Origin of the sequence: Microcystis sp. M49636_WE2, from assembly GCF_030065375.1 — a bacterium.
GTDB classification, from domain to species: Bacteria; Cyanobacteriota; Cyanobacteriia; order Cyanobacteriales; family Microcystaceae; genus Microcystis; species Microcystis aeruginosa_C.
The window spans coordinates 1-6426 of sequence record NZ_JASJFG010000101.1; the positions used below are offsets into that span (position 1 = coordinate 1).

The following is a 6426-nucleotide window of genomic DNA, read 5'->3' on the forward strand; positions in this document are numbered from 1 at the left end:
AGGATGGTACTAAAAGATTGCAAGGCCTTTTCGGCCCGATCGAGATATTCTAGATTTTCCGTCAATCGCGACAGACGCAATAAATTAGCGATCGCAATTCCGTTGGCCGAAGGGGTGGCATTATCCGTATAACCCCGTTCTCGCACGATCAGATCGAGACTATGATCGGAAGCAGTATTAAAATATCCCCCCTCATCCTCGGCCCAAAACCAGCGATCAAATTCCCCTTGTAGATCGATAGCCGCCTCTAACCAGCGAGTTTCTTGGGGATTAGCCGTTTGCAAGTCCAGTAAAGCCTTAATAAAATAGGCAAAATCCTCCGATTGGGCCAAAACCGAGGCCTGACCCTGATAATTCAAGCGCTGAAAACGTCCATCTAACCACTGATGCTGGAGAATAAACTCGGCCGCGACCGTAGCCATTTGCCAGTACAAAGGTTCGCTAAAGACGGCAAAAGCCCGGGCTAAACCGGAAATCATCAAACTATTCCAAGCGACGATCATTTTCGTATCCGTTACCGCCGGAATCCGTCCCGGCCAAGAGACGTTTTTCGCCTCTTGATTGTCTCTGGCCGGGGGAAAAAGAGCTAATTGGGCTTGAGAACTGCCATAACGCCGAATAAATAACTTATCGAGGATATTTTCTATCTCCTTCCCTAATTCTCCCCCTTGCCGACGTTGCAGCACATTACGACCCTCAAAATTCCCCTCGGCAGTAACGGTAAAATTAGCCTGCAGCAGCCCCAATTCCTCGGTCGAGAGATAATCCCTTAACTCTAAATCCGACCAGACATAAAAGGCCCCTTCCTCTGGTTCCCTATCCGTGGCCTTCTCAAAACTATCGGCATCTTGGGCCGCATAAAAATAACCTTCTGGGGCGGTCATTTCCCGTTTTAGCCAGTTAACCGTGCCTTTAATCCCTCTCTCAAAGGCCGCCTCTCGATTACCCGCACTCCACAAATTGGCTAAATATTCGACAATTTGCCCGTTATCGTAGAGCATTTTTTCAAAATGGGGAACTGTCCATGTCGAATCCACCGTATAACGATGGAATCCTCCCCCCACATGGTCATAGATTCCCCCCAGGGCCAGATCTTCCCCCCGTTGATAGGCCACTTGCCGGAGGGAATCCTCAAAATCGTCACCAAAGCGACTGCCCTGCAAAGCCAGATGAGAATATGGAATCATCGGAAAACTGGGCCGACCGTAATTATTGGGATTAACCCGAATCACTGCCGTATTTGTCTCGATTCCTGTGGCTAAAAGGGAAGGTTCGGCTAAATTGGTCTCTGCTCGCGGTAAAATAGCCGATTGACGCAGTGCGCCCAGCATTTCGGCCGTAAATTTGCTTAATTTCTCCTTTTCCTCGTCATAATAGCGACGTACCGATTGCAACACTTGCAGAAAACCGGGCCGGTTAAAACGCGGTTGCACGGGAAAATAGGTGCCACCATAGAAGGGAATTAAACTATCGGGTGTTAGGAATACATTCAGCGGCCAACCCCCTTGACCGACCATCATCTGCAATGCTTGCATATAGATACTATCGATGTCCGGTCTTTCCTCGCGATCAACTTTGATCGGCAAAAAATACTGATTGAGATAATCGGCAATGGCCCGATCGGAAAAAGCTTCTCCTTCCATAACCGTACACCAATGACAGCTAGAATAACCGATCGAGAGAAAGATCGGTTTATCTTCTCTCCTGGCAATTTCTAGGGCGCTGTCACACCAATACCACCAATCGATCGGGTTTTCGGCGTGTTTTCGCAGGTAAAGACTTTCAGATTCAGCCAGATGATTAGCCATGGGAAAAGGGGTATTTTTGCTCTTGCTGCTTATTAGTTTAAGCTAATTAGAGACTAACCTAGAATCAAGCCTCTGCTCATGCTGAAAACTTCGATCGCCCTAGGATTTTTTCTCACTCAATCTTTACTCCTTAATCCGCAAGTGCAAGGGGTGGCTAATCATTTAATTGGGGTCATGGATACGACGCAACAAGCGCAGACTAACCCGCGCATTGCTAAGGTGCAAATGACTACCTGTGCCGTGGATTTTTCCCCGAAACAGGATAGTATTTATCTTTATCAGGAACAGGCAATTATCGATCGCTTAAATCAACCCTATCGTCAAAGAATTTTAGTCATTCAACCTAGCCCCGATAATTCCACTGTGGAATCAAAAGCTTATAAGTTAAATAATGCCCCTAACTTTATTAATTTTTGTAACAAAGACTTGACAGAAAGAAAATTAAATGTATCAGATTTGGCCGAGTCGGTGTGTACTGTGTTTTTAAAACCGATAGCGGGGGGTTATCGGGGAGAAACTCCCCCCCAGGGTTGTCCCACGAATGCCAGAGGTGCGGTGAAAATAACTAATACAATTATTCTACATTCCCAGGGCATGGATACCAGCGATCGAGGTTATGATAGCCTTGGCCGGCAGGTATGGGGAGCGCAGGATAATGTCTATCAATTTCGCTGGCAAAAACCCTAAAATCGGCTTTCCTGTTTCATTAATGCCACATCGAGAGCAAAATAGGTCAAAATCAAATCGGCCCCCGCTCGTTTCATACTGGTTAAAGTTTCCAAAATCAGGCTTTTTTCGTCAATCCAGCCCTGTTTTGCCGCCGCTTTAATCATTGCGTATTCACCACTAACATTGTAAGCGGCGACGGGAAGATGACTACTATCGCGCAGACGACGGATAATATCGAGGTAGGCAAGAGCGGGCTTAACCATAATAATATCTGCCCCTTCTGTTATATCTAAACTGGCTTCCCGTAAGGCTTCCCGACTATTAGCCCCATCCATTTGATAGGTTTTCTTATCACCAAATTTTGGCGCTGATTCTAAAGCATCTCGGAAGGGACCATAATAAGCAGAGGCATATTTAGCCGTATAAGCGAGAATTCCCACATCTAAATAGCCAGCCGCATCTAAAGCTCGACGGATCGCCCCAACCCTACCATCCATCATATCGGAAGGAGCGACGAAATTAGCCCCGGCCGCCGCTTGCGAGAGCGACATTTTCACTAAAACTTCTAGGGTTTCATCATTGAGAATTTTACCGTCCTCCACAATACCATCATGACCATAAATCGAAAAAGGATCGAGGGCAACATCGGTAATAATAATTATTTCAGGGACTTCTTTTTTAATCGCTTTCACCGCCCTTGGCACTAAACCATCGGGATTATAACTTTCTCTACCGAAATTATCTTTTTTATCTTCGGCAATCAGGGGGAAAAGAGCGATGGCATTAATGCCTAAATTATAAGCATTAACTACTTCTTTGAGCAATAAATCGAGGGAATAACGATAACAATCGGGCATAGAAGGAATAGCCACCTTTTGATTTTCTCCCTCCATGATAAAGAGGGGATAAATCAAGTCATTAACGGTTAATTCAGTTTCACGAACAAGACGGCGAATCGCTGGAGTATAACGAAGACGACGGGGACGAATCAGCATGATAACAGCGAGTTAAAAATAAAAAGTAAACAGTAAATAGCTGGTTTTGCTCTAGTTTTTTACCTAGGCAAAAACCGGGGATAGGACGATCAAATAATCCTGATCCCCCTGACTAATTAGTGAAAATCGGGACTATGACGAATCAAACTCATAAACTCTTGACGAGTCTTAGCAGAATCGGCAAAAATACCGCGCACGGCACTCGTAGAAGTCCAAGAACCGGGTTTTTCAACCCCGCGCATTACCATACACATATGAGTCGCTTCAATCACCACAGCTACCCCTTGAGGTTGTAGTAATCCTTGCAAAGCATCGGCAATTTGTGCGGTTAAACGTTCCTGTACTTGCAGTCGTCTGGCGTACATTTCACAGATGCGGGCAATTTTCGATAAACCGATCACTTTCCCGTTAGGAATATAGGCAACATGAGCGCGGCCGATAATTGGTAAAATATGGTGTTCACAGGAGCTAAAAATATCGATGTCTCGGATTAAAACCATCTCGTTAGCATCCTCGTGAAAAACTGCCCCATTCAGCAATTCATCCAGGGATTGCTGATAACCAGAAGTGAGAAATTTTAGGGCTTTTACTACTCGTTTGGGAGTGTCTCGTAAACCTTCGCGATCGGGATCTTCTCCTAATCCTAACAGCAGTGTTCTTACCGCTTGCATCATCTCGGCTTCCGATACCGGCGATTTAGGTTCGGTAATCACTTCGGGAAAGTGATTGTAGTCATCATTGTCGAAAATTGCTTTGGATTTAGCTAAGGTCATAGATATTTTTACGGACTCCAATAGTTAATTGATCGGCAAAGTTTTCTGATGTTACCAATGTCAATAAATACCCTTTGCTAGAGTATTTATTTTTCTGGGCATCTAGACGATAACTAATGAAAGCTATCGGGTTATTCCCTCATCTGTGGGGTTATCTCCGGTGCGGAAATATTGAGGGCAGGCAGGGTTCTACTACATAATTAGTCTATCTTGTCAAGTAGTTCGTTTGTTTGCTATCTTGGGCTTCCTAGAATGATAATCGTTATCATTTTAACAAAAAATTTAGATTTACCAACAAAAATTTTGTCGCCAGATAAAATATTCCCGTTGAGTTATTTAACTTATTTTGAAGAGATAGGCAGATTTTGCGATTTTATCGCTTATATTCAGCAATATTCCTGATTTTATGGTATTCTTCCTCCGAGTATAAATCCGCCGGAGAAGCAAGGCGATCGAGAAAGAGGATTCCTTCCAGATGATCGTATTCGTGTTGAAAGATGCGCGCGACAAAATCCCTGAAAACTTGACGGATTTCCCGACCATTGCGATCATAATAGGCCACCTCAATCCACTGATGACGGGGGACAAAACCGCGCCAATTGGGGACACTGAGACAACCTTCCCAACCCTTGACCATTTCCTCGCTCACCTGCAAAATGCGAGGATTAATCATGGCAGTGGCCTGCATGATCGGAGCGTCGGGATAACGAGGATTGGGGTGAGAAGCAACGATAAACAGACGCAGAGATCGAGCAACTTGGGGCGCGGCAATTCCTACCCCGTGGGCAGCTTGTACGGTGGTAATCAGGGAATCGATCAAATTTTGACAGTCAGCATCGAGAAGATTATCGATCGCTGCTGCTTTTTGCTCTAGAATTGGATTTCCTAATTGGGTGATTGTTAAAACTTGCGTCATCTGTCTAAAGATTAATTGTTTTCCTCTGAAAATTATTTTATCGTCAAGGGCAAAATCTCGCTAAACTGATAAGGTTTCCCCGCAGCAGCACTAGAGCAACTTTGTTAATCAAAATTAATCGTGGATAGCAGCGCCCAACAACTTTGGCATAATCTCCTAGAGCGTCTAAAATTACTATTAACCCGTCCCGCTTTCGAGACTTGGTTTCAAACGGCGACGGTTAAAGAATGGCAAAACGATCGCTTAGTAATTCAGGCTGCCAATCCTTTTATTCTTAACCATCTTCAGAAAAATTATCTGTCAACAATTGCTGAAGTGGTCGAGGATATCGTCGGTTATCCCGTCGAGATTCAACTAACGGCACAACAGGGCGATTCGATCGCTATTTTCCAGCCCAACACTAGCTTAGAATCAGAATTATCCCCCAGTAATCAACTTAACCCTAAATATAATTTTTCCCGTTTTGTTGTCGGTCCAACCAATCGTATGGCCCACGCGGCTGCTTTAGCGGTGGCGGAATTACCCGGGAGGGAATTTAACCCGCTTTTTCTCTGTGGTGGTGTGGGATTAGGTAAAACCCATTTAATGCAAGCGATCGGTCATTATCGTCTAGAATTATATCCTCAATCTAGGGTTTTTTATGTATCGACGGAACAATTTACTAATGATTTAATCACCGCTATCCGTCAAGATAGTATGGAAAGTTTTCGTAATCATTATCGCCATGCCGATATATTATTAGTGGATGATCTGCAATTTATTGAAGGAAAAGAATACACTCAAGAAGAATTTTTTCATACCTTTAATACCCTGCACGAAGCGGGAAAACAGGTAGTTTTAGCCTCCGATCGCCTGCCCAAACAGATGCCCAGTTTACAGGATCGTTTAATTTCTCGCTTTTCTATGGGATTAGTCGCCGATATCCAAGCACCGGATATCGAAACTCGCATGGCAATTTTACAAAAAAAGGCCGAGTACGAAAATCTGCGTCTCCCAAGAGAAGTTATCGAATATATTGCCGTTAATTATACTTCTAATATTCGCGAATTAGAGGGGGCATTAATCCGGGCTACTACTTATATTTCTATCTCCGGATTGCCGATGACGGTAGAAAATATCGCGCCGGTTTTAAATCCACCAATGGCCAAAATTGCCACTTCTCCTGAGATTATTATGGCGGTAGTAGCGGAAAAGTTTCAACTCTCGATCGCCGATCTAAAAGGAAATTCCCGCCGACGAGAAATTAGTTTTGCCCGACAGATTGG

Annotated in this window: 6 protein-coding genes; 2 read left to right on the forward strand and 4 right to left on the reverse strand. The window is 44.3% G+C overall.

Going from position 1 to position 6426, the window contains the following annotated elements:
• A partial coding sequence (locus tag PX484_RS02350) for a thioredoxin domain-containing protein (protein ID WP_288102751.1) occupies positions 1 to 1808 on the reverse strand: 1808 nt, incomplete at its 3' end.
• A 78-nt stretch (positions 1809 to 1886) separates the two neighbouring features.
• On the opposite strand from PX484_RS02350, the gene PX484_RS02355 reads away from it, so the two are divergent.
• Complete coding sequence (locus PX484_RS02355; RefSeq protein WP_004163859.1) at positions 1887 to 2495, forward strand: chromophore lyase CpcT/CpeT; 609 nt, start codon at positions 1887 to 1889, stop codon at positions 2493 to 2495.
• Here the strand turns inward: PX484_RS02355 and hemB are convergent.
• The 3 genes from hemB to def all read right to left on the reverse strand — a co-directional run bounded on the left by hemB (position 2492) and on the right by def (position 5161).
• Entirely contained in the window at positions 2492 to 3472 is a 981-nt protein-coding gene (gene hemB, locus PX484_RS02360; RefSeq protein ID WP_002789044.1) for a porphobilinogen synthase, read from the reverse strand. The genes PX484_RS02355 and hemB overlap by 4 nt on opposite strands.
• A gap of 116 nt (positions 3473 to 3588) precedes the next feature.
• Positions 3589 to 4245: a GTP cyclohydrolase I FolE gene (gene folE, locus PX484_RS02365; protein WP_002752393.1), complete on the reverse strand. Its 657-nt coding sequence runs from the start codon at positions 4243 to 4245 to the stop codon at positions 3589 to 3591.
• A 373-nt stretch (positions 4246 to 4618) separates the two neighbouring features.
• Positions 4619 to 5161, reverse strand: coding sequence for a peptide deformylase (gene def / locus PX484_RS02370; protein WP_194015178.1), 543 nt, complete (start codon positions 5159 to 5161; stop codon positions 4619 to 4621).
• A gap of 120 nt (positions 5162 to 5281) precedes the next feature.
• Here def and dnaA point away from each other — a divergent pair.
• The coding region (gene dnaA, locus PX484_RS02375; protein WP_288102752.1) for a chromosomal replication initiator protein DnaA at positions 5282 to 6426 on the forward strand (1145 nt) is incomplete at its 3' end.

What these genes read in the sequence shown, in the direction of transcription:
- folE (WP_002752393.1), bottom strand. Translation starts at nt 4,245, where the DNA reads ATGACCTTAGCTAAATCCAAAGCAATTTTCGACAATGATGACTACAAT.
- hemB (WP_002789044.1), bottom strand. Translation starts at nt 3,472, where the DNA reads ATGCTGATTCGTCCCCGTCGTCTTCGTTATACTCCAGCGATTCGCCGT.
- def (WP_194015178.1), bottom strand. Translation starts at nt 5,161, where the DNA reads ATGACGCAAGTTTTAACAATCACCCAATTAGGAAATCCAATTCTAGAG.
- PX484_RS02355 (WP_004163859.1), top strand. Translation starts at nt 1,887, where the DNA reads ATGCTGAAAACTTCGATCGCCCTAGGATTTTTTCTCACTCAATCTTTA.